The 19,685-nt window shown below is 33.2% G+C and carries 16 protein-coding genes and 1 other annotated feature; of the genes, 5 read left to right on the top strand and 11 right to left on the bottom strand.

Features of this window, described 5'->3' with window-relative positions; translation table 11 throughout:
- Window positions 1–29: 29 nt before the first annotated feature.
- Window positions 30–2,225 (bottom strand): DNA helicase PcrA, encoded by a 2,196-nt coding sequence (pcrA, locus tag H1220_07550; GenBank protein QMI85537.1) that lies wholly within the window; start codon window positions 2,223–2,225, stop codon window positions 30–32.
- A 176-nt stretch (window positions 2,226–2,401) separates the two neighbouring features.
- Between pcrA and H1220_07555 the strand changes: the two genes are divergently transcribed.
- Window positions 2,402–3,955 (top strand): ABC-F family ATP-binding cassette domain-containing protein, encoded by a 1,554-nt coding sequence (locus H1220_07555; GenBank protein QMI85538.1) that lies wholly within the window; start codon window positions 2,402–2,404, stop codon window positions 3,953–3,955.
- Between the two features lie 51 nt (window positions 3,956–4,006).
- Here the strand turns inward: H1220_07555 and H1220_07560 are convergent, their stop codons facing one another.
- From H1220_07560 to H1220_07570, 3 genes are read right to left on the bottom strand one after another with little or no spacing between them, the layout of a single operon-like run.
- Window positions 4,007–4,366: a DUF1304 domain-containing protein gene (locus H1220_07560; protein ID QMI85539.1), complete on the bottom strand. Its 360-nt coding sequence runs from the start codon at window positions 4,364–4,366 to the stop codon at window positions 4,007–4,009.
- A gap of 1 nt (window position 4,367) precedes the next feature.
- Complete coding sequence (locus H1220_07565) at window positions 4,368–4,799, bottom strand: MarR family transcriptional regulator (protein QMI85540.1); 432 nt, start codon at window positions 4,797–4,799, stop codon at window positions 4,368–4,370.
- A 59-nt stretch (window positions 4,800–4,858) separates the two neighbouring features.
- On the bottom strand, window positions 4,859–6,133 hold the full coding sequence (locus tag H1220_07570; protein QMI85541.1) for a D-alanyl-D-alanine carboxypeptidase: 1,275 nt from the start codon (window positions 6,131–6,133) through the stop codon (window positions 4,859–4,861).
- Between the two features lie 96 nt (window positions 6,134–6,229).
- Window positions 6,230–6,430, top strand: a binding site (T-box leader).
- 44 nt (window positions 6,431–6,474) lie between these two features.
- On the opposite strand from H1220_07570, the gene H1220_07575 reads away from it, so the two are divergent.
- The 3 genes from H1220_07575 (at window position 6,475) to H1220_07585 (ending at window position 9,176) form a co-directional block, all read left to right on the top strand.
- On the top strand, window positions 6,475–7,743 hold the full coding sequence (locus H1220_07575) for a tyrosine--tRNA ligase (protein ID QMI85542.1): 1,269 nt from the start codon (window positions 6,475–6,477) through the stop codon (window positions 7,741–7,743).
- A 219-nt stretch (window positions 7,744–7,962) separates the two neighbouring features.
- A complete protein-coding gene (locus H1220_07580) occupies window positions 7,963–8,730 on the top strand; it encodes a threonine/serine exporter family protein (GenBank protein QMI85543.1) in 768 nt (255 codons plus the stop codon).
- Window positions 8,727–9,176 (top strand): threonine/serine exporter family protein, encoded by a 450-nt coding sequence (locus tag H1220_07585; GenBank protein QMI85544.1) that lies wholly within the window; start codon window positions 8,727–8,729, stop codon window positions 9,174–9,176. Before H1220_07580 ends, H1220_07585 begins: the two co-directional genes overlap by 4 nt.
- An 81-nt stretch (window positions 9,177–9,257) precedes the next feature.
- Here the strand turns inward: H1220_07585 and H1220_07590 are convergent, their stop codons facing one another.
- The 4 genes from H1220_07590 to H1220_07605 all read right to left on the bottom strand — a co-directional run bounded on the left by H1220_07590 (window position 9,258) and on the right by H1220_07605 (window position 16,085).
- The gene (locus tag H1220_07590) at window positions 9,258–10,259 is read right to left on the bottom strand and encodes a sugar transferase (GenBank protein ID QMI85545.1); all 1,002 of its coding nucleotides are present in this window, start codon (window positions 10,257–10,259) and stop codon (window positions 9,258–9,260) included.
- Window positions 10,260–10,382: 123 nt separating this feature from the next.
- Window positions 10,383–13,451 carry an accessory Sec-dependent serine-rich glycoprotein adhesin gene (locus H1220_07595; protein QMI85546.1) on the bottom strand — a complete coding sequence of 1,023 codons (3,069 nt, stop codon included), beginning with the start codon at window positions 13,449–13,451 and terminating at the stop codon, window positions 10,383–10,385.
- A 218-nt stretch (window positions 13,452–13,669) separates the two neighbouring features.
- Window positions 13,670–15,241 carry a peptide chain release factor 3 gene (locus H1220_07600; protein QMI85547.1) on the bottom strand — a complete coding sequence of 524 codons (1,572 nt, stop codon included), beginning with the start codon at window positions 15,239–15,241 and terminating at the stop codon, window positions 13,670–13,672.
- A gap of 40 nt (window positions 15,242–15,281) precedes the next feature.
- A complete protein-coding gene (locus H1220_07605; protein ID QMI85548.1) occupies window positions 15,282–16,085 on the bottom strand; it encodes a GNAT family N-acetyltransferase in 804 nt (267 codons plus the stop codon).
- A gap of 85 nt (window positions 16,086–16,170) precedes the next feature.
- On the opposite strand from H1220_07605, the gene H1220_07610 reads away from it, so the two are divergent.
- Complete coding sequence (locus H1220_07610) at window positions 16,171–16,467, top strand: DUF1827 family protein (GenBank protein ID QMI85549.1); 297 nt, start codon at window positions 16,171–16,173, stop codon at window positions 16,465–16,467.
- An 81-nt stretch (window positions 16,468–16,548) separates the two neighbouring features.
- Here the strand turns inward: H1220_07610 and H1220_07615 are convergent, their stop codons facing one another.
- The 3 genes from H1220_07615 to H1220_07625 all read right to left on the bottom strand — a co-directional run bounded on the left by H1220_07615 (window position 16,549) and on the right by H1220_07625 (window position 19,684).
- Window positions 16,549–17,565 (bottom strand): lactate dehydrogenase, encoded by a 1,017-nt coding sequence (locus H1220_07615; GenBank protein ID QMI85550.1) that lies wholly within the window; start codon window positions 17,563–17,565, stop codon window positions 16,549–16,551.
- A 133-nt stretch (window positions 17,566–17,698) separates the two neighbouring features.
- Window positions 17,699–18,781, bottom strand: coding sequence for an AEC family transporter (locus tag H1220_07620; protein QMI85551.1), 1,083 nt, complete (start codon window positions 18,779–18,781; stop codon window positions 17,699–17,701).
- Window positions 18,782–19,006: 225 nt separating this feature from the next.
- Window positions 19,007–19,684, bottom strand: coding sequence for a response regulator (locus H1220_07625; protein ID QMI85552.1), 678 nt, complete (start codon window positions 19,682–19,684; stop codon window positions 19,007–19,009).
- Window position 19,685: the final 1 nt, after the last annotated feature.

A 19,685-nucleotide genomic window follows, 5' to 3' on the forward strand; every position in this document is an offset into this window, starting at 1 on the left:
TTATAAAATTATCAAAGTAAAAGATAAATTTAGATTTTTTCAACTGGTGCAAATGCTGCTAACAGTGTCTTAATGCCTTGGTTTTCAAATGCAATATCTATTGTTGTATCTACATCTTTACCACTAATTCGCACAACTCTACCAATACCCCATTTTGTATGTTTTACTTTATCACCAACACTAAATTGTCGGTTCTCTTGCGTCACAACTTTCTTTTGTACAAAAGGTACTTTAAATGGTTTTGTTATCGTTGTTTGTGGTGTTATATTTTCAGGTACATCAACATACACATCGCTAATCTCTTCTAAAAAGCGTGAAGCTCTATTTCGTTTAACATCACCATATAGCAATCTAGAACTGGCATGTGTCAGAAATAATTTTTTCTCTGCCCGAGTCATCCCAACATACATCAAGCGTCTTTCTTCCTCTATATCTTCTTCAAACACACTTCTACTTGAAGGAAAAATAGTTTCTTCCATACCCACTATAAACACAACTGGAAATTCTAATCCTTTGGCTGCATGTAGTGTCATCAATGTGACATAATGCTCATTTGTTTCATCTTCTTCAAGCGTTCCGTCCAAAGCAAAATCGGACAAGAAACGCGTTAATGGAGAAATTACTTCTTCTATATCTTCTAAATTTTCTGTTTGTAATTGTTCATCAAATGTTTTGGTAACAGACTTAAATTCTTGAATATTTTCTAGTCTTGCTTGAGCTTCTAATGTCCCTTCCATTTCAAGACATTCAGTATATCCTGATTTTTCTAGTAACATATCTAATAATTGTGTTATCGTCGATTCTTCCAATGCTATTTGGCATTTTTTAATAAGCGCTACAAAAGATAAAATCCCATTTTTTGCCTTTGTTCCTAAACCAGTTTCTTCTAAGTGCTCTGTTGCTTCAAAAAGAGAATAATTACGTTCTCTTGCAAAACTAGCTAATTTTTCCAAGCTTGTTTTTCCAACACTACGCTTAGGTACATTCACAACTCTCTCAAAACTCAAATCGTCTTTTGGATTATCAATCAAACGTAAATACGCTAAAATATCTTTGATTTCTAATCTATCATAGAATCGTAATCCCCCGTAAATTTTATAAGGTATAGCGTATTGCATAAATGCTTCTTCAAGAGAACGAGATTGTGCATTGGTACGATATAATACAGCTATATCATTATATTTTGATACATACACTTTTTCTGTTTGTAATTGCTTAATTTTTTGAGCAACATAACTCGCTTCATCTTTTTCTGAAAAGGCATTGTAAAGTGTAATCGTATCTCCTGTATCATTTTGTGTCCATAATGTTTTAGCGACACGCTCTTGATTATTATCTATTACATTATTCGCTGCATTTAAAATGGTTTTAGTGGAACGATAATTTTGTTCCAGTAAAACTGTTTTTGCATTTGGAAAGTCTTTTTCAAAATTTAAAATATTGCTCATGTCAGCACCACGCCAACCATAAATACTTTGATCGGCATCCCCAACGACACAAATATTTTTAAAATAACGGCTTAATTGTCTAACTAATGTATACTGTGTTTTATTCGTATCTTGATACTCGTCAACATGAATATAGTGGAATTTTTGTTGATAATAGCTCAATACATCAGGATATTGTTCAAATAATTCCACAGTTTTCATAATTAGGTCATCAAAATCAAACAACTGATTTTTCATCAGCAAGTTTTGATAATCTTGATAACAGTCTGCAATAACATCCTCAAACCACGTAGATGCTTCCTCTTTCATACTTTCGGGTGTTAATAATTGGTTTTTTGCATCACTAATAACAGAAAGTAATACTTTTTCATTTACCTTTTTTGGATCGTATCCTCTTTCTTTGATAACACGCTTCATCAATGTTTTTTGTTCACTTGTATCGGCAATAGAAAATTGACGAGAATAACCAATCAGTTCTGCTTCTCGTCTTAAAATACGTACGCACATGGAGTGAAATGTCGATACCCACATATCACGGGTCACATGACCTACTAATAACTCTAATCTCTCTTTCATTTCTTTTGCGGCTTTATTTGTGAATGTAATGGCTAAAATATTCCACGGATTGACATGCTTTTCTTCCACCAAATAGGCAATACGATGTGTTAAAACACGTGTTTTTCCGCTACCAGCACCCGCCATAATCAGTAATGGTCCTTCTGTATGTTGAACAGCTTCTTTTTGACGTTCGTTCATTTTTTCAAGTAATTTACTCATCTATCTATCCTTTGTCATAAGACTATATTCTTCTAAAAAGTATACCAAAATTCATAGGGTAATACTAGTAAACACGTCGATGTCTAATAGAAAAATAGATTTCTTAGTATTTTTTCTTGCGAGAGTTTTTTCATTTTTATATAATACGCATATTGAGTAAAGAAAAGGAGTTATCCATGAGTATATTAAACGTTGAACATTTAACACATGGTTTTGGGGATCGTGCTATTTTTGATGATGTATCATTTCGATTATTAAAAGGGGAACATATTGGTCTAATAGGTGCGAATGGAGAAGGAAAATCTACATTTATGAATATTATCACGGGAAAATTACAACCCGATGAAGGAAAAGTCGAATGGTCAAAGCGTGTACGTGTTGGTTATTTAGACCAGCATACTGTTTTAGAACAGGGAATGAGTATTCGTCAAGTACTACAAAGCGCATTTGAACACTTGTATGACATTGAAACAAGAATAAACGACATCTATATGGAAATGGCAAATGAGAATGCTGACATGGATAGCTTAATGGAAGAAGTAGGTGAACTTCAAGAGTTACTAGAGCATCATGATTTTTATATTATTGATGCAAAAGTTGAAGAAGTTGCTCGTGCTCTTGGCATTAGTGCATTCGGTTTAGACTCTGATGTAACAGAACTAAGTGGTGGTCAACGTACAAAAATTTTGCTGGCAAAATTACTTTTGGAAAAACCTGATATTTTATTATTAGACGAGCCTACAAACTATTTAGATGCCGAGCATATTGAATGGCTCCGTAGATATTTACAAGAATACGAAAATGCGTTTATTTTAATTTCTCATGATATTCCATTTTTAAATAGTGTTATCAATTTAATTTATCACATGGACAACCAGTCTTTAACACGTTATATCGGAGATTATGATAAATTCCAAGAAGTATATGCTATGAAAAAAGCACAAATTGAGGCAGCCTATAATCGTCAACAAAAAGAAATTGCAGACTTAAAAGATTTTGTTGCACGTAATAAAGCACGCGTATCGACACGTAACATGGCTATGTCGCGTCAAAAAAAATTAGATAAAATGGATAAAATCGAACTAGTTCAAGAAAAACCAAAACCGTCTTTTCATTTCCTACCCGCTAGAACTCCTGGACGTTTTATTTTTCAAGCAGAAAATCTTGTTATCGGCTACGATACACCTTTAACACAGCCTTTAAACTTAACAATGGAACGTGGACAAAAAATTGCAATTATTGGTTCAAATGGTATCGGGAAAACAACTTTGTTAAAAAGTTTGTTAGGGCTTATCCAAACTCTTGAGGGGAAAGTTGAAAAAGGAGAATTTTTAGAGATAGGTTACTTTGAACAAGAAATGTCTGGAGATTTATCTAAAACATGCCTAAATGAGATATGGGACACATTCCCTTATTTAAATCAAGCTGAAGTGAGAGCTGCTCTTGCAAAATGTGGCTTAACAACAAAACACATCGAAAGTCAAGTACGTGTTTTAAGTGGGGGAGAACAAGCAAAAGTGCGCTTATGTAAACTACAAAATCAAGAAAGTAATGTACTCATTTTAGATGAACCAACCAATCACTTAGATGTAGATGCTAAAGAAGAATTAAAACGAGCATTAAAAGAATATAAAGGAAGTATTTTAATGGTGTGTCATGAACCAGAGTTTTACGAAGGACTTATCACAGATATTTGGGACTTTTCAAAATACTCCGTAAAACGTGGGTAATTGTATATCAAAAGAGATAAATCTGTTATCGATTTATCTCTTTTGATGTATTTAAAAGAATAAACTTAATAAAGCAAGTATAGGTAGTCCGCCTTGCTTTAATATAATGGATTTTTGTGAAGTAAATCCTCCATAAAGGGCACATATAAAGATATACACAAGAATAATGGCACTGATTTCAATAGCATTTTCAGAAAATAAAGTAGCGTATAATAAAACGACTCCAAGTAATCCGTTATAAATACCTTGATTTTTAAACAATGTCTTAACTGTACTTCCTTTTAATTCCTCCTGTGAAATATTGAATACACGAGATGTATTTTTAGAATCTGTCACAATCGTTTCTAAATACATAATATAAAAACATTCTAGGGCCGTTAAAACAACTAAAATGATTGATAAAATAGACATGCTATTCCTCCGTTATAGTATTTAAGCTATCATCAAGTTTCCTTAATAAATCTACTGTTTGATGAAGATCAGATTGTGTAAAACTTTCATCAATAGCTTTTTGTAATAGAGTTTGATGCTCATGACATTTTTCAATGCTTTTTCTTGCTTTATCTGTTAAATACACTAAAACTTCTCGGTTATTTTCAGGATTTCTTTTTCTAGTGACATAACCTTTTTCCTCTAACACTTTCAAATGTCGTGTAACGGCGGCTGAATCAATTTGTAAATGTTCTTGAAGTCTATTTTGTGAACAACCATTATTTTGGCTAATTTCCATAATCATTTCGTATCTTGTCAAACTAAAACCTGTTACGTGTTCAAATAATTGCGTTATTTTTTGATCGAGTAATTTAATTTGATAAAACAACTGACTCATTTCTCTTAATGACATCACATCACCTCTTTTATGTAGTTTACCAAACAATAATTGATTTGTCAATTATTGATTTATCAAAGGAATTTCTTTATGATTATAACAACAACTAAAATAAGTACTAAAATACTTACGAATAAAATAAATAGTATATCGAGTGGTTGCTCGATAATCTCTTGCACAAAACCTACTTGTTTCATTGGAAAACGGATTGGTTCACCAATATATCCTAACGGAGCATCATAGACGACTGTATTCTCCTTTAAATAAATATTTCCTAGCCTATCTTTTTTGACAAATACACTAAACGATTTATCCAATTCTATTTTTGTATTGTGAATGGTGTGTGTTCCTACTGGTAATAATTCTGTTTCTTCATAGTCACGATACACGTGGCTTGCTAGAGCATTTGCTATTTTGTGCCGTGCATATTTATCTTCTTCATTATCCCACTTTCCTACACCTAATACGACTTCAATCAATCGTTTGTTTCCACGTTTAACTGTTTGAATATAATTTAATTGTGCTCCCGGACTAGAACCTGTTTTTAAGCCGTCTACACCTTCAAAAAAAGTTCCTCCTTGTTGTAATGACACATTTGTATTTGTTAACAACTCTGCATAAGGTGTTTTCTCATTAACGATAACTTCATAATACTTCGTATATTCTAAAATCTCTTCATGCTCTTGCAATAAAGAAAAACATAAACGTGCTAAATCTTGCGCCGTAGATTGACTAGGCATTGATTCATCGTAATGCGGGGTATGAATAAAGCCTTGAAAATCGTGTGTAATAGCTCCAGTAGGATTTGTAAAAGAAGTCTTTACCATACCTAATTTTTTTGCTTTTTGATTCATTTGATCAATGAACAATGATATATCATTATTTGTGACAGCTTTTGCTAGCATAATCGTAGCAACATTAGAGGAACTCATTAAAGACATGAATAGTAAATCTTCAATACTATATGCTCGATTTTTGACGATTGTTGTATTACTTAATAAATAAATTTGACTTATTTTTTCATCTTCTTCTGTTGCATAAAGAATGGTGTCTTTTGTGAATTGTCCACTCTTCATTGCATCTAACACTAAATAAACGGTCATCAATTTAGCTAAACTCGCTGTTTCCCAAATTTTTTCAGAATTTTCTTCAAACAAAATTTGTCCCGTATCTGCATCTACAACAAGTGCAGATACGGGTACTTGTTGCGATGTCAGACCTTCTTGTTTAACAATATCTACCAAAGAAATCTGTTGATGTGCCAATGTGATTGAAAGCGAAGAAATGATATAAATAACGCAAGTACATACTAAAAATAATTTAAAAAATATCCTTTTTTTACTAGACATATAACCCTCCTACAACTGTATTATATACTTAATACAGTTGTAGAGCAAGAATTTTTCTTGACACACTTTTATCGCTTTGTTATAATCGTGTCAATATTATAAGCGATGAAAAAGATAGTAGTTTATTGATCGTGTCTTGAAGAGAGTTAGCGTTGGGTGAAAGCTAATACAATCAATAAGTGAAGTACACTTTGGAGCTACTTGTGTGAACAAGCGTTTAACAAGCGATAATTGTACGAGTGATTTGTTTTATAAACAAATAATTTGGGTGGTAACACGGTATTAATCGTCCCTAGTCCTTTGGATTAGGGACGTTTATTTATGTTTTAGGAGGTTTTTATATGTCAATTATTCAAGATTTAGCATGGAGAGGTGCTATCAATCAACAAACAGATGAGAAAGGTTTAGAAGAGCTTACGAATAAACAAAAAATTGCTGTTTATTGCGGTGTCGATCCGACAGGTGATAGCATGCATATTGGTCACTTAATTCCATTTATGATTTTACGTCGCTTTCAATTAGCAGGACATCAACCCGTTATTTTAATTGGTGGTGCAACTGGTTCTATTGGTGATCCTAGTGGTCGTACGAGCGAACGTCAGTTACAGTCTATGGAAACTGTACAAAAAAATGTTGAAAAATTAACAGCTCAAATGAAAAAATTATTTGTAACATCTGATGAAGATAAATCAGCTGTTAAGTTCGTTAATAATCATGATTGGACAAAAGATTTATCATTACTAGATTTTTTACGTGATTTCGGTAAACATTTTAATGTGAATACAATGCTTTCTAAAGATATTGTGGCAAGTCGTTTAGAAACTGGGATTTCATTTACTGAATTTTCGTACCAAATTTTACAATCTATGGACTTTTTACATCTATTTGAACATGAGAATGTCCAACTACAAATTGGTGGTGCAGATCAATGGGGAAATATTACAGCAGGACTTGAATTGATTCGTAAGAAAAAAGGTCATGAAGCTCAAGCATATGGATTAACTATTCCTTTAATGTTAAAATCTGACGGTACTAAATTTGGAAAAACAGCTGGTGGTGCTGTATGGTTAGATCCCGAAAAAACAACTCCTTATGAATTTTATCAATTTTGGTTAAATCAAGATGACCGTGATGTTATCAAATATTTAAAATACTTCACTTTCCTGTCTAAAGAAGAAATTGAAACATTGGAACATTGTGTTGAAACAGAACCTCATAAAAGAGAAGCTCAAAAACGTTTGGCTGAAGAAGTCACACTCTTCGTTCATGGAGAGCAAGCTTTAAAAGACGCCTTAAAAATTTCACAAGCTCTATTTTCTGGAGATATTAAAACATTAAATGCTTCAGAAATTGAACAAGGTTTTAAAAATATGCCTACATTTGAAACGACTACACCTAATGCTAATTTTGCAGAGTGGTTAGTTGATATTGGTATCGAACCTAGTCGTCGTCAATCACGTGAAGATATTAAAAATGGTGCGATTACCTTGAATGGTGAAAAAATAACCGATATTGACTTTACTATTACAGGTGAATATTCTTTTGAAGAAAAATTTATTATTATTCGTCGTGGTAAAAAGCATTACTTCTTAATAAAATTAGTGAAATAAAGATTATAGAACTACCCTCAAAATAATTTAAACGAGATGAACTGATTGATTCCACAAACAATCAGTTCATCTCGTTATTTTCAATTTCTCTACAAGCGTATATAATCCTTATTCTGTATGATATATACTCTTCATTTAACTGATCTTTATCTTTGTTCTTCATTGACGACATGTGTGAACCACTTTATAATAAAGAAAAAAACTAGAGAGGCTTGCATCGTGGACTATAAAAAAATTGCAGATATAGCATTATTAGCTGGAAAAATCATGTTAGAGAGCAATGCTGAAACATATCGTGTTGAAGAAACAGTCGAACATATTTTAAAACTGTCGTTATTAGAACATACTGAAGCATTTGTTCTACCTACTGGCATTATGATTACATTAGATGATACAAGTATTAAGGCTATTTCATTGATACATAGGGTGAAAACAAGAACAACTGATTTAAGGAAAATCCATAAAGTAAACGATATTTCTAGAAATTTATGCGCAAATAGATTATCAATCGAGGATGCTTATGAACAATTAACAACACTTGATGAACAAGAATATAGTCAGTTATCAATAGATATTGCGACATTGATTTTAGCCATTGGATTTACTATTATGTTAGGTGGAAATATATATGACAGTACTGTAACATTATTAAATGCAATTTTTCTTGTTCTTATTTTTAGAGTGGGGCGTTTTTTAAAATCTACAACTTTTTTCTCAAACGTGATTGCCTCTATTATTGCCGCAATTATTGGGACTATTTTCGTGAAACAATTTCCTCATCATTTGTCATTAGACGCCATCATGGTAGGTAGTATCATGCCAATGGTACCAGGAACAATTATTACAAATGCCATTCGAGATACATTCCACGGTGATTATTTATCTGGCTTTGCAAGATGTGCAGAAGCTGTCATCATTGCTCTTTCTATTGCGTTAGGAGTAGCCGTAGGGCTTATTTTATCAGGAGGAGGGAACTTAATTTCATGATGTCGTTAATTGTTGCAATTATATCGTCCTTTGTTGCTGTATATGCGGGAGCTATCATGATTAATGCTCCTAAAAAATTTCTTATCCCTGCAGGAATAGGTGGACTTATTTGTTGGATTGCATATTTTTTATTACTCCCAATAACTGGTATGCTAGCCAACTTCTATGCCAGTTTACTCGTTGCACTATACAGTCAACTCATGGCTCGTGTTTACAAAACACCTGTAACAATGTTTTTTATTCCAGGTTTTTTACCAATAGTACCTGGACTAGCTATTTTTAGATGTGTTTATTTTTACATCAGTGGAAATGCTATAAAATTTAATCAATATTTATCAGAAACCATTCAAATTGCGACGTTAATTGCTTTAGCTATTTTTATTATTGATGCATTATTCAAATCAAATAAACGTATTGCTAGTCTATATAAAAACCAAAAAAAATAGGCTCTTCGTCAAATCTTATTGGTGGGACTCTACTTCCGCTAATAAGATTGATTATAGAACCAAAAATAACCGTATGCACGGTTATTTTTTTTGAACAGCATGAATTGCATCAACAAATATTTTTTTTGTAAAATAGCCATTTTGTAATAAATAGCTAAATTGTTCAACATTCGTCACTAATTCTTGATAACGTTGCTCCGTCATTTCCGAAAGAACATGATTTAATTCTTCTAGGGAATCCACAATAATCCCCAATCCATTCTCTTCGATAAGTTGTTGATTAGAAATACCTTTTCTAGCAATAATCGGGATCCCAGCAGATAAATATGTGCTTATTTTATATGATACATTCATTGTCATATATTGACTCCAAAAGTTATTTTCAGACCATACTAAACCAAACCCACCTTCAGATAAAGCTAATAATAGTTGATCCCGATTATGCCATCCTCTAAATTGAACATTAACACCCTCTTTTAATTCGGCATCAGAGCCATATAACCGCAAAACATAGTCTAAATGCCAGTTATTACAAAACTCAAACTTACGTGCTTGTCCTGCAAAATGAACAATTTTCTTAAAACTAGGTTTATTCAATGTTAAATGGTGTGTAAAATCCCATATTTGTTGGAAAATAACACGTTCATTTTTTAATCCAGCTTCTTTTAAACGTTCGTACATTTTAGCAGTTGGTAAAATCAATGCATCGGCTAAATTGAATAATTCTATTGTTTCATCCATTAAATAATAATTGCCGTCAAACATCAATGGAATGACATCATGAACAAAAATAATCAATTTTAAGCGATTATATAATTTTAATTTATAAATCAATTTTTTATCAAATTCCATACCATTCCAAGTTGGAAATTGGACGAATACGATATCTTGATGAGAAATACCTGCCACAATCCCATCCAATCGTTTGCTTAATTCTGATTCTGAATCAACAGAAACAGGATAAGCATAAATAGATAATTCATTAAACCCCATATCTCTTGCAACCGATGCTATCATTTGTTGTGCATTTTGAGCAGTACTAATACTGGCATGCCCGTGCAAACTTGTTATATGAACTCTCATATTTTATCTCCTTCTCATTATCTTCTGTATATTATCATAAAAATACTGTAACACATTTTTCAGATAATGTCTTATATTTACTTAAAAAGAGAGTAGGCCTACCTACTCTCTTTTATGACATTTTTAATCTAAAGGTTCCTCTGCTTCTCTTTTCTTTTTAGCAGCGATTAAACCTGCACCACCAAGTAACATACCTACACCTAATAATCCAGCACTTTGATCTTTTTGTCCCGTATGAGGTAATACTTGTTGTACTTTATCAGCCATTTCTGACATAGTTGTAGTACCACTATTATCTAACATACTTGAAGCACCATCTGCATTCTCTGGAGTTTCTGATCCGACTAAAATCAATAGAGGTTTATCTGAAATACCTGGAATAATATCTGTGTTATGGTTATTACCCCCTGATATTTCACTCATTGACAGACTTTCACTTGTGCTTAGTGACTGACTTGTTGACAAGCTTTCACTTGTACTTAATGACTGACTTGTTGATAGGCTTTCGCTTGTGCTCAATGACTCACTTGTTGACAAGCTTTCACTTGTACTTAGTGACTCACTTGTTGATAAGCTTTCACTTGTACTTAATGATTGGCTTGTTGACAAGCTTTCACTTGTGCTTAGTGATTGACTTGTTGACAAGCTTTCGCTTGTACTTAAGGATTGACTTGTCGATAAGCTTTCACTTGTACTTAAGGATTGGCTTGTTGACAAGCTTTCACTTGTACTTAAGGATTGACTTGTCGATAAGCTTTCACTTGTACTTAAGGATTGGCTTGTTGACAAGCTTTCACTTGTGCTTAGTGACTCACTCGTTGATAAGCTTTCACTTGTGCTTAGTGACTCACTTGTTGATAAGCTTTCACTTGTACTTAAGGATTGGCTTGTTGACAAGCTTTCACTTGTGCTTAGTGATTGACTTGTTGACAAGCTTTCGCTTGTACTTAAGGATTGACTTGTCGATAAGCTTTCACTTGTACTTAATGATTGGCTTGTTGACAAGCTTTCACTTGTACTTAAGGATTGACTTGTCGATAAGCTTTCACTTGTACTTAAGGATTGGCTTGTTGACAAGCTTTCACTTGTACTTAGTGACTCACTTGTTGATAAGCTTTCACTTGTACTTAAGGATTGGCTTGTTGACAAGCTTTCACTTGTGCTTAGTGATTGACTTGTTGACAAGCTTTCGCTTGTACTTAAGGATTGACTTGTCGATAAGCTTTCACTTGTACTTAAGGATTGGCTTGTTGACAAGCTTTCACTTGTACTTAAGGATTGACTTGTCGATAAGCTTTCACTTGTACTTAAGGATTGGCTTGTTGACAAGCTTTCACTTGTGCTTAGTGACTCACTCGTTGATAAGCTTTCACTTGTGCTTAGTGACTCACTTGTTGATAAGCTTTCACTTGTACTTAAGGATTGGCTTGTTGACAAGCTTTCACTTGTGCTTAGTGATTGACTTGTTGACAAGCTTTCGCTTGTACTTAAGGATTGACTTGTCGATAAGCTTTCACTTGTACTTAATGATTGGCTTGTTGACAAGCTTTCACTTGTACTTAAGGATTGACTTGTCGATAAGCTTTCACTTGTACTTAAGGATTGGCTTGTTGACAAGCTTTCACTTGTGCTTAGTGACTGACTTGTTGACAAGCTTTCACTTGTACTTAAGGATTGGCTTGTCGATAAGCTTTCACTTGTGCTTAATGACTGACTTGTTGATAAGCTTTCACTTGTACTTAGTGACTGACTTGTTGACAAGCTTTCACTTGTACTTAAGGATTGGCTTGTTGACAAGCTTTCACTTGTGCTTAGTGATTGACTTGTCGATAAGCTTTCACTTGTACTTAAGGATTGGCTTGTCGATAAGCTTTCACTTGTGCTTAGTGATTGACTTGTTGACAAGCTTTCGCTTGTACTTAAGGATTGACTTGTCGATAAGCTTTCACTTGTACTTAAGGATTGGCTTGTTGACAAGCTTTCGCTTGTACTTAGTGATTGACTTGTTGACAAGCTTTCACTTGTACTTAAGGATTGACTTGTCGATAAGCTTTCACTTGTGCTTAATGACTGACTTGTCGATAAGCTTTCACTTGTACTTAAGGATTGGCTTGTCGATAAGCTTTCACTTGTGCTTAGTGATTGACTTGTTGACAAGCTTTCGCTTGTACTTAAGGATTGACTTGTCGATAAGCTTTCACTTGTACTTAAGGATTGGCTTGTTGACAAGCTTTCGCTTGTACTTAGTGATTGACTTGTTGACAAGCTTTCGCTTGTGCTCAATGATTGGCTTGTTGACAAGCTTTCACTTGTACTTAAGGATTGACTTGTCGATAAGCTTTCACTTGTGCTTAATGACTGACTTGTCGATAAGCTTTCACTTGTACTTAAGGATTGGCTTGTTGACAAGCTTTCGCTTGTGCTTAGTGATTGACTTGTTGACAAGCTTTCACTTGTGCTTAATGACTGACTTGTTGACAAGCTTTCGCTTGTGCTTAATGACTGACTTGTTGACAAGCTTTCGCTTGTGCTTAATGATAAGCTTTTACTATCGACAGTTTCACCTGTTCTAAATGATGTTCCAGCAGGGATTGGTTGCCCTTGAAGTGCAGAACGAAACATGGCAGGACGAATGTCTACTAATTCATTATTGACAGTTTCCGTTAATGTTGTATCTTTCTCATTTAAGAGTACTTCTGAGTGAGCTATCACTTCAGAATCAGATGTACTTAGTGATTCTGAGGTACTTTGAGATAATGATACACTTTCAGAATCAGACAATGATGCATCTTTTTCAGAAGATGCACTATCTTCCGTATTCTTTTCTGTTGTTAATACAACTTTCTCTTTATTCGCAATAACATTTTCTGTTTCAGCTACTTTTTCGATATAAGTTGTATCATCTTGGGCATATGCTTGTGTTGATGTCACAATGGCAGTTCCACCAAGTAAAGCACCAGCTGTAGTTAGCCCTTTTAATAAATTGGCATTTGTTTTTTGTGTGTCTAATTCATCAATTTCTAAGGACGTAGTATCCATTAGTACTTCTGCTTTGGCACCACGAAACAGCCTAAACAACCCTATTTTTGATAGAGCAATTCGAATCCAATTTTTGCCTGATTTATGCAATGCAAAACGCGTGACACGGTCTGTTTCAACAAATTCTCCATCATAAATTTTCTTTTTTTTCATAAACGACTTGTCGTATCCTTTCTTACTATATAGAATCTTTATTTTCACTTACCTTTTATTCGTAAAATAAACATTAACCGAATTATACCATACCCCCCCCGAATGAAAATAGTTTTTCAATAAAAAAAGCACTTTTCAAAAAAAAATAATACGGAATTTCTCTTTTTATTGCTAAAAATGACAAAAAAGTACACAAATCAATGTGTACTTTCTTGTTATTATAATAATGTCATCAATTCAATATCTGGATATTTATCTATAAACCAACGTTCTGCAAAACTATTTTCAAATAAAAATACTGGATTTCCAAATCTATCCCTTGCTAGTAAATTCCGACTCGATGACATATTTGGATCTAAGTCTTCCTCTTTAATCCATCTTGCAATTTTATTTCCCATTGGTGTCATGACTACTTCGGAATTATATTCGTTTAATAAGCGATATTGGAACACTTCAAATTGTAATTGCCCAACTGCTCCTAAAATATAATCTTCTGTATGATAAGTTTTGTATAATTGAATAGCCCCCTCTTGAACGAGTTGTTCAACGCCTTTATGGAATGATTTCTGTTTCATAACATTTTTAGCTGTTACTTTCATAAAAATCTCTGGTGTAAATTGTGGTAAGGCTTCAAATTGCACTGCCTTTTTACCTGTATAAATGGTATCTCCAATTTGGAAATTTCCTGTATCGTATAGACCAATAATATCACCTGCAACAGCTGTTTGGACTGTTTCTCTAGAGTCTGCCATAAATTGTGTTGTATGCGATAGTTTCATTTTTTTATTGGTACGATTCACCACAACATCCATTCCTGGTGTAAATTCCCCTGAACAAATACGTACGAATGCTATTCTATCGCGGTGAGCAGGATTCATATTCGCTTGGATTTTAAAAATAAATCCTGTAAATTCAGGTGTATTTGGCTCAACAGCATCTCCTGTCTCCGTTTTTGTTGGTTGAGGTTCTGGTGCAAAGTCAACATATGCATCTAAGAATGTTTGAACGCCAAAACCTGTTAAGGCTGATCCAAAAAATACAGGTGTTAATTCACCTTGTTCGATAGCTTCCTTAGAAAAGGCATTTCCTGCTTCATCTAATAATAAAATATCCTCTAATGTTTGATCATAAATAGATGATGTTTTGAATGCATAGTCACCGTCAACTTCACCACTATCATTCAGTGGTAAATAATCATTGCCTCCATTTTCTTCTGGATGAGTAAGCTCGACACGTTTATTGTAGCGGTCATACAATCCTAAAAAGTTTTTCCCCATTCCCATTGGCCAGTTCATTGGATAGGCGTGTATGTCTAAGACATCTTCTAATTCAGCAACTAATTCTAATGGTTCACGCCCGTCACGGTCTAATTTATTGATAAATGTAAAAATCGGAATACCTCTCATACGGCAAACTTTAAATAGTTTTTTTGTTTGTGGTTCAATCCCTTTAGCCGAATCAATAACCATAACGGCGCTGTCCACAGCCATTAACGTACGGTACGTATCTTCCGAAAAATCTTCATGCCCTGGTGTATCGACAATATTAACGCGTTTTCCGTCATAATCCACTTGCATGACAGAACTTGTCACAGAAATACCACGTTGCTTTTCAATCTCCATCCAGTCAGACTTAGCAAATTTTCCTGTTTTCTTTCCTTTAACTGTTCCGGCTTGACGAATCGCTCCACCGTATAGTAGTAATTGTTCAGTAATCGTCGTTTTCCCTGCATCTGGATGCGATATAATGGCAAATGTGCGACGTTTTTGTATTTCACTCGTTAAACTCATTTTCTTCTCCTATTTCTTCTATTCACTCAAATCTTTTCTATTATACTTTATTTTTAGTATTTTTTAAATATGCATCATAGCTCGGTTGCGTGGAATATCCGACAAATTGTTGCAATAATAAAGCACGCATATCAGTACTATCTATTTCAACAAATAGTACATCGAATGTTTGTTGGTATGTGTATAAGACAGTTTCAATAAAATCAAGCATATCTGGTTTGCTTAATGTTCCGCCTATATAACAAATGGCAATGGTTTTTTCATCTACCTGTTCAGCAATCACATAGGCTGATGTGTCAAGAGTATAATAACAGTAGTGGGTCGTTACATCTTTAAGAAATACATCGTACCAGTCTTGTTTCGTTATTAGATTGCTCATAGGACTTACTTGCTCATGATTTTTACTATAATCTATGTAAAGTTGTTCTAATAAAATAGCAGGAATGGCAGAACCACATGATACAATATCAACCTTTGGACTTAAACATAACAAGGCTAGCGATGTGTCATATTCAAAACATTGCCGTCTGCGTTTAAATCCATTTTTTTGTAAAAACGAAACAGCAACATCTTCATCAGAATACACCGAACATTTTAATGTTTGTGAAGAATACTTTTCCAAACGCTTCAATAATGATGTACCAACACCTTTTCTTCTATGTGCATTTTCAACAAAGATAAATATCTCATCACAATAAGGATGATAGGGATTACGTCCTATAACCCCTGTCCCAATCACTTTTTCTTGTTCTTTAGCTGTAACAGCATATAAAAGATGTTCTTGTTGAAAAGGAACAAAGGATAAAATTGTTTGATGCCTTAAATTTTCAAAAAAATCATACATTTTTCCACCCGATTTCACAAAAAACCTTTATATTTTCACATTTTAGTATATAATAGAATTATATAAAATAAAAGAGGTGTTTTTTATGAGGCTTGTTAACATTACCAATAGTCATCCTCAACTTGTCAATGAACAATTAGCACATACCGATGCACAATTGGTTGAAATTTATTCACTTGGTCAAACAACTGTTATTTATACAGAAGCAAAAAAACACAATAATCTTGTGATTATCAATAAACAACGAAAAATTAAAGAATCTGAAATTGATTTTGTTTTAAATAAATTATTCAAAACGACAAAAGATGACAAGCGTCTTGAAGTGTTAACTTGCTCTTATTTTATTGAAATTTCTTTGGATAAAACAATTAGCGCTCATTAAAAAGAGCTCCTAAAAATAGATAAAAATAGAAAAACCATTCTTGCATTTGTAAGAATGGTTTTTCTGTTTTTGCTTTTTTGATTATTTTGCTTCAGGTAATTGAACAGCGTTTACTGTTTCACCTTTTGTTAACACATCATTTAAGTTATCAAAACTGATTTCAATCATATTTGATAATGCTTCGTCTGTGTTTGAACCAACGTGTGGTGTTACTAACACACGTGGATACATATCAACTAACTCACGAACTGTTTCATCTGGAATATCGCTTCCGTTTTCAAATGATTTGAAGAAGAATCGTGCTTCATCGGCGAATACGTCCGTTCCAAATCCGTCTAATTTACCAGATTTCAAAGCTTCTAAAATCGCTTTGTTGTCTTGTAATTCGCCACGGGCTGTATTGATTAAAATAGCACCGTCTTTCATTTTTGAAATAAATTCTGCATTTACCATATTGTCGTTTTGTCCTGGGAAATATGGCACATGAATACTTACAATATCACATTGGTTTAATAATTCATCTAATTCAACAAATTTAACCACTTGTTTTGCAGCATCACTTTGGAATACATCGTATCCATAAACGTCTGCACCCAAGCCTTTAAATAATGATGCTTCTGTTAAACCAATTTTACCTGTTCCGATAATACCCACTTTACAGTTACGGATTTCTTTACTGAACATTGTACTATCCACACGGAAATCATAGTTTGATGTTTTATTAACAGTATGTGACACATGACGCAATAATGACATAGCTAATGTTAAAGCTAATTCTGCAATAGCATTTGGTGAATAACCTGGTACACGTGCAACTTTTAATCCTAAATCTGCAGCTGCTTGCAAATCAATATGGTTAAATCCAACAGTACGTGTAAATACGTATTTAATACCATAACTTGCAAATTTTTCTAAGTTTGCACGGTTACCTAAACAGTTTCCACGTAAAATCACAGCATCCATACCTTTTGCCTCTTCTGCATTGTTTGCTGTTAATAAGTCTTCAACTAATACTAAATCATAGTTGTATTTATTTAATTTTTCAAAATAAGGTACTTCGTTTGGACGTACGCCATAACATACTACTTTAAATGCCATAATTATTCTCCTTTAATTTCAAATCGTTAATAATGCGAATTTTTTAATCCCTCGCATTGTCTATTATATCATTTTGTGATTGAAAAAAAAGTATTTCAAAAGCAAGAGCTTCAAAATACTTTTTTCACATACTTTATTTAAATAAACCTGTTGAACCAATAAGTTGTACAATAACAATCCAGATTGGTGTTAATACAACAGCTCCTAATGTTGCTAATAAAGAAGCGTTTGAAGCTAATACCGCATCTTTATCAAAGCTAATTGCATAAGCTGCTGCTACTGTTGCTGGTGGTGTTGCCATCATGACAACAACTGTACCTAAAGCTGTCAAGTCAACTGGTAGAATACCTGTCATTGTTAATACAGCTAAAATAGCAACGTTAAGTGCAGGAATAATCATCAATTTAACAAGAGTGTAGTACCATGTTGGTTTGTCTGCTAAAGCTTCTTTGAAGTCTACTGAACCTAAAGTTGAACCGATAGCCAACCATGCTAGTGGAGAACATAAACCTGCTAAATATGTTAAAATTTGTTTAAATTGTGGCAATGTGTGGTCAAAACGTAAGAATGCGTAGTTTTTCATAACCATTTCGCCTGTTTTTGCATCTTTCACAGCCACTGCTACTTGTGGTAAATACGCTTGGAATAACCAAATGAATAAACCTAAGAATGTCGCAATAACGATTGGATTTAAGAACATTGTTTTAATGTTTTTGCTTGTCATTTTCAAGCCACTCATTTTAATGTATCCATAAGAATACAAGAAAATACGATAACCAATGTTAAAAATTGATGCATATAATGTTCCAGTTGGACCATAAATCGCTGTAACAATAGGGATACCAAAGAATGTTGTTGAACCAAAAATTGATAACACACGCATTGTATCTTGTTGATCACCTTTAAATTTCGCAAATAATGGTTTTGATACAACAATCAATAGAATATAAACTAAAATACCCCAAATCAAAATGTTGATACCTTGTGTTAATTTCTTTTGATCAATATCTGCTAAAAATGAGTTAAAAGCTAATGCTGGTAATGATACTGTTAGTACAACATTTGTTAACACTTTACCTGTATTTTCAGAGAAAAGATTTCTTTTACGACAGTAGTAACCTAATAAAATAATTGCAATACTTGAAATGATAGCTGTATTGATTTTTTCTGTCGCTAATGTTTTGACGAATATATCAATAATATTTCCGTTTTCCATAATAAACTCCTTTATCATAATATATCTAGTATGTACGTTTTTTCACATAATACTGACAAGAACTACTATACCCATTTGTGAAAGAATATTCAATTATAAAAAAGTATTTAAACTTATGTAAGTTATGTAAATGAAAATGTGATTTATTAAAAAACAACCATTTACAACAGCTTATAAACAACATTATATCAATGTTTTTGCTAACAGCGGGACACCTAACACAATTTATAGATTTTCTAATATATCCATGTTTTTTATTGTGTAAATAGATACCGGTCTGCCTAAGGTTAAATAATTAACATCTTCTAATAAAGCCTCTACGTCTACTAAATAGTTCAAATATTTTTTTATGGTAATTCTAGAAATATCCAATTCATCTGCAATTTCTTGTGTCGTAAATCCACTTTGATGTGTCAGAATTTGAGCAATGACTTTTGCTAATGTAATTTTTGCTAATCCTTTTGGAAGAGAATCTAATGTTATTGTTTCTTTTTCAAAATTAAAGTATTTATCAATATTGTCTTGACTAATTTTTTCCTTAGATAACAAACCACAGTACACTTTTGCCTTTTCAATCGCTTGTGAAAACCGTTCAAACACAAAGGGCTTTACTAAATAATCGACAATGCCACTAGAAAGTGCTGTTTTTACAGTCATACTATCATTAGCTGCTGTAATCATGATGACTGCTAACCCTTTACAATGTTCTAAAAAAGACACCCCTTGTCCATCTGGTAAATAATTATCTAATAAAACAATATCGAATAGATAGTTTTCTAATTCCCGTTTCGCTTCTTTTAATGTTTTCACATGTTTGACATCATATTTTTCATCTAATCGTTTCACATATTCTTGATGAATCATCGCTACCATTGGGTCATCTTCAATAATCAATATACGCATG

This window comes from Carnobacteriaceae bacterium zg-84, assembly GCA_013874835.1.
Lineage (GTDB): Bacteria > Bacillota > Bacilli > Lactobacillales > Aerococcaceae > WM01.

Excerpts from the sequence above, each read along its gene's own strand:
- H1220_07560 (QMI85539.1), bottom strand. The coding sequence starts at position 4,366 with ATGTCTATTTTATCAATCATTTTAGTTGTTTTAACGGCCCTAGAATGT.
- H1220_07570 (QMI85541.1), bottom strand. The coding sequence starts at position 6,133 with ATGTCTAGTAAAAAAAGGATATTTTTTAAATTATTTTTAGTATGTACT.
- H1220_07625 (QMI85552.1), bottom strand. The coding sequence starts at position 19,684 with ATGCGTATATTGATTATTGAAGATGACCCAATGGTAGCGATGATTCAT.
- H1220_07585 (QMI85544.1), top strand. The coding sequence starts at position 8,727 with ATGATGTCGTTAATTGTTGCAATTATATCGTCCTTTGTTGCTGTATAT.
- H1220_07575 (QMI85542.1), top strand. The coding sequence starts at position 6,475 with ATGTCAATTATTCAAGATTTAGCATGGAGAGGTGCTATCAATCAACAA.
- H1220_07620 (QMI85551.1), bottom strand. The coding sequence starts at position 18,781 with ATGGAAAACGGAAATATTATTGATATATTCGTCAAAACATTAGCGACA.
- H1220_07605 (QMI85548.1), bottom strand. The coding sequence starts at position 16,085 with ATGTATGATTTTTTTGAAAATTTAAGGCATCAAACAATTTTATCCTTT.
- H1220_07600 (QMI85547.1), bottom strand. The coding sequence starts at position 15,241 with ATGAGTTTAACGAGTGAAATACAAAAACGTCGCACATTTGCCATTATA.
- H1220_07595 (QMI85546.1), bottom strand. The coding sequence starts at position 13,451 with ATGAAAAAAAAGAAAATTTATGATGGAGAATTTGTTGAAACAGACCGT.
- H1220_07610 (QMI85549.1), top strand. The coding sequence starts at position 16,171 with ATGAGGCTTGTTAACATTACCAATAGTCATCCTCAACTTGTCAATGAA.
- H1220_07615 (QMI85550.1), bottom strand. The coding sequence starts at position 17,565 with ATGGCATTTAAAGTAGTATGTTATGGCGTACGTCCAAACGAAGTACCT.
- H1220_07590 (QMI85545.1), bottom strand. The coding sequence starts at position 10,259 with ATGAGAGTTCATATAACAAGTTTGCACGGGCATGCCAGTATTAGTACT.
- H1220_07565 (QMI85540.1), bottom strand. The coding sequence starts at position 4,799 with ATGTCATTAAGAGAAATGAGTCAGTTGTTTTATCAAATTAAATTACTC.
- pcrA (QMI85537.1), bottom strand. The coding sequence starts at position 2,225 with ATGAGTAAATTACTTGAAAAAATGAACGAACGTCAAAAAGAAGCTGTT.
- H1220_07555 (QMI85538.1), top strand. The coding sequence starts at position 2,402 with ATGAGTATATTAAACGTTGAACATTTAACACATGGTTTTGGGGATCGT.